We start from the raw sequence: 3,287 nt of genomic DNA, 5'->3' as shown, positions 1-3,287 counted from the left end.
TGTACCTTATGAGGTAGTAGTGACAAGACATGGCCCGATCATCTCAGAGTTTGCTTATGATGAGCAGGATGAATATGCTCTCTCTCTTAAATGGACAGCTCATCTTCCATCACCAGAGTTAGAAGCCGTGTTGAAATTTAATAAAGCAACAGATTGGGATACATTTATGGAGGCATTGGAATCATTTCATACTCCTGCACAAAACTTTGTCTTTGCTTCAACGGACGGGACGATCGCTTACCGAGCAAATGGATTGATTCCGATTCGCTCAAAAGGAGATAGCTTGATTCCTGTGCCTGGCTGGACTGGTGAATATGAATGGGAAGGATTTATCCCGTGGGACGAACTGCCAACTCTAGTAAATCCGGAAAAAGGCTTTATCGCAACCGCCAATAATAAAATTGTGGATGATGAATACCCTCATCACCTTACTCATACGTGGGCCCAACCTTTCAGGCAGCAACGAATTTATGATGTGCTAGAAAATGGAGATATGCTCACCACAGAGGATATGAAAATGCTTCAAAATGATATTCATAACTTACAAGCTGAAGAAATGCTTCCTATTTTGCTTGATGGRGTTAACGAATCGTCAGAACTAAGAGAAGAAGATGACGATGCGTTACTCTTATTGAGTGAATGGGATTTTAAARATCATAAAAGTTTAGGTGCTCCTCTTGTTTTCCATTTATGGATGCAGCAACTATCAGATGAGTTGTTTCAAGAGCGAATTGATGAATCGATGATTGACTTATTTGATAACCGAGCTGGAGCGGTTGATGAAATAATTCGTCGGGTAAATCGAGGCGAGGAGAGTCAATGGGTCGAAGCGCAAGGTGGAATGGAGGAGTGGCTATTAACCTCCTTGCAGAAAACAACAGACCGTATCATCGATCTTCAAGGAAGGGATGCAAATGATTGGAATTGGGGTGAATTTCATTCCATTGCGTTTGCACATCCACTTTCGAGAGTTAAGCCGTTACACTTACTCTTTAACCAAGAGCCAACTCCATTAAGTGGAAGTCGAGTAACAGTCATGGCAGCTAGTTGGAATGCAGAAACAGGAAAGGTTACAAGTGGAGCAGGTTGGAGAGGTGTGATGGACCTTGCTGATTTWTCTAGAAGTGAGCATGTGGTAGGTCCTGGTCAATCAGGACATGTGAGGAGTCCTTGGTATCACAATCAAATTGAAGACTGGACATCAGCAGGATACCATAAGACATTATTGAACCCTGAAGAATATCAAACGGAAAGTAAGCAGCTTCTATTAACACCATAAAAAAAGTCCTCTATGCAATGATTCGCATAGAGGACTTTGTCTTTGCTTAAGCTTCGGGTTGATGTTGAGTAATGGTTGTTTGTTGTTGATTGAGCTCTTCTGCTTGCTTATAGGCATCAACCATACCCCAAATCCACATAATTGGATATGTGATAAAGCCAATGATAACAAAGCAGAGCAGTACATTGATAAATTGAATGAACATGAATAATAGCCCTTTACCAATTTGACCATTATAGATCTGACCAAGACCGCACCATAATGCACTTAATACTGCTGCAAGACCAGCATTTTTTAGCGGTTGTACGGGTGGTGTCATTTAATCTCCTCATTTCTAAATTGATGTACGTTTGGATGGGATGAAAAAGGCAGTACATCATTATGTATGTCAGAAAAGAATAATTTATTCTTTTGGGTCTCCAAATGAAAAGATTTTCTTTTAAAGGGTAAGCGCGTTATAATGAGACGATTAAAAGGGTGGAGGGATTTAACGAATGGAACGCATACAGTTAACAGAAGATTTATCATTCTCTCGTTTTGTGCATGGTTTATGGCGATTATCAGATTGGAATCTCACAAAGGAAGAGACATTGTCGCTCCTCTTAAAGACATATGAAGCAGGAATTACAACGTATGATCATGCTGATATTTATGGGAGTTATACATGTGAGGAGCTATTTGGTGAGGCTTTAGCATTGAATCCTTCTTTGCGTGAGAAGATTGAAATTGTCACAAAGTGCGGGATTGTACTTGAATCGAAGAATCGACCAGAGCATCAGTCTCATCACTATAATACGTCTAAGGAACATATTATAGCTTCCGCTGAACGCTCATTGGAAAATTTACAAACTGACTATATTGATGTGCTCTTAATTCATCGCCCTGATCCAATGATGGACCCGAGTGAGGTTGCTGAAGCCTTTACCACCTTGAAAAAGGACGGAAAAGTAAGAGCGTTTGGCGTGTCGAACTTCAAAGACCATCAGTTCACAATGCTACAATCTTATTTAGAAGAGAAGCTTGTGACAAATCAGATTGAAGTCTCGCCTTATGAACTAGAGAACATGGATGATGGCACGCTTAATCTTTGTCTGCGTGAGCGCCTAACCGCAATGGCATGGTCACCTCTTGCAGGAGGAAAGCTTTTCACTGGGAAGGACGAGAAAAGTCTTCGTCTACGTGAGACGCTAACTAAAGTACAAGAGGAAATAGGAGCAACTGGTATTGATCAAGTTGCCTATGCTTGGCTTTTAAAACATCCAGCTAAGATTATGCCAATTGTGGGGTCAGGTAATATTAATCGTATCAAACAAGCAATAGATTCTAAGAATATGGAATTAAATCTAGATCAATGGTTTGAGATTTTACACAGTACAATGGGACATGACGTACCTTAATAAAACAGGATATAGCCCTCTAAGTGATCGCTTAGAGAGCTATTTTTTATAGAGAATCTTGAACACTTACAACTTGGCCATTAGGAAATGGTTCGCTCGTTACTAGTGAGACGAGAACATCAGCGACTCTTTGTGGAGAGAGGAGCTTTCCTTCTTTTTTGTAATTCTGAAAGGTCTCGACATTCAGGAAGTCTTCTTGTGAGGAGGAGCGAATTTCTTCTTGCATGTCGGTATCCATAATCCCAGGATGAAAAGAGATAATTTTAACAGGAAGTTCCGCTTCTTGTTGATCGAGAGCAGCACCTTGACTAAATAAATCTAGTCCTGCCTTCGCGCTTCCATAACTACTCCATCCGTTAATTGGTTTCTTAGCAGCACCAGAAGACACATTAATGATCCGCTTTTCAATAGGGAGAGAAGAGGTTATTTTACAGAAGGACGAGATGATTAACATAGGAGCTAATAAGTTTACATGTTGATTTTTAATGATTTCTTCTGGTTCGCATCTCTCAATCGGCTTAATAGGGGCCACCATTCCAGCGTTATTAATTAAATGAATGCTTGTAGCATCCTTCAGGTTGATGACATAAAAAACTTGTTTCATGAGAGAG

General features: G+C 40.3%; 4 protein-coding genes. 2 read left to right on the top strand and 2 right to left on the bottom strand.

Annotated elements, in window-relative coordinates; all coding sequences use genetic code 11:
- Window positions 1-1,279, top strand: a 1,279-nt coding sequence (locus AB685_RS28955) for a penicillin acylase family protein (RefSeq protein WP_047974070.1), incomplete at its 5' end; no start/stop codon positions are given.
- Between the two features lie 46 nt (window positions 1,280-1,325).
- Here the strand turns inward: AB685_RS28955 and AB685_RS28950 are convergent.
- Window positions 1,326-1,598, bottom strand: coding sequence for a hypothetical protein (locus tag AB685_RS28950; RefSeq protein ID WP_047974069.1), 273 nt, complete (start codon window positions 1,596-1,598; stop codon window positions 1,326-1,328).
- Between the two features lie 175 nt (window positions 1,599-1,773).
- Between AB685_RS28950 and AB685_RS28945 the strand changes: the two genes are divergently transcribed.
- On the top strand, window positions 1,774-2,676 hold the full coding sequence (locus tag AB685_RS28945) for an aldo/keto reductase family oxidoreductase (RefSeq protein WP_047974068.1): 903 nt from the start codon (window positions 1,774-1,776) through the stop codon (window positions 2,674-2,676).
- Window positions 2,677-2,722: 46 nt separating this feature from the next.
- Here the strand turns inward: AB685_RS28945 and AB685_RS28940 are convergent.
- On the bottom strand, window positions 2,723-3,287 hold a 565-nt coding region (locus tag AB685_RS28940), incomplete at its 5' end, for a (S)-benzoin forming benzil reductase (protein ID WP_047974067.1).

This window comes from Bacillus sp. LL01, assembly GCF_001037965.1.
The sequence above is the reverse complement of the archived record's forward strand: the minus strand, read 5'-3'. Positions and strand labels throughout refer to the sequence as shown.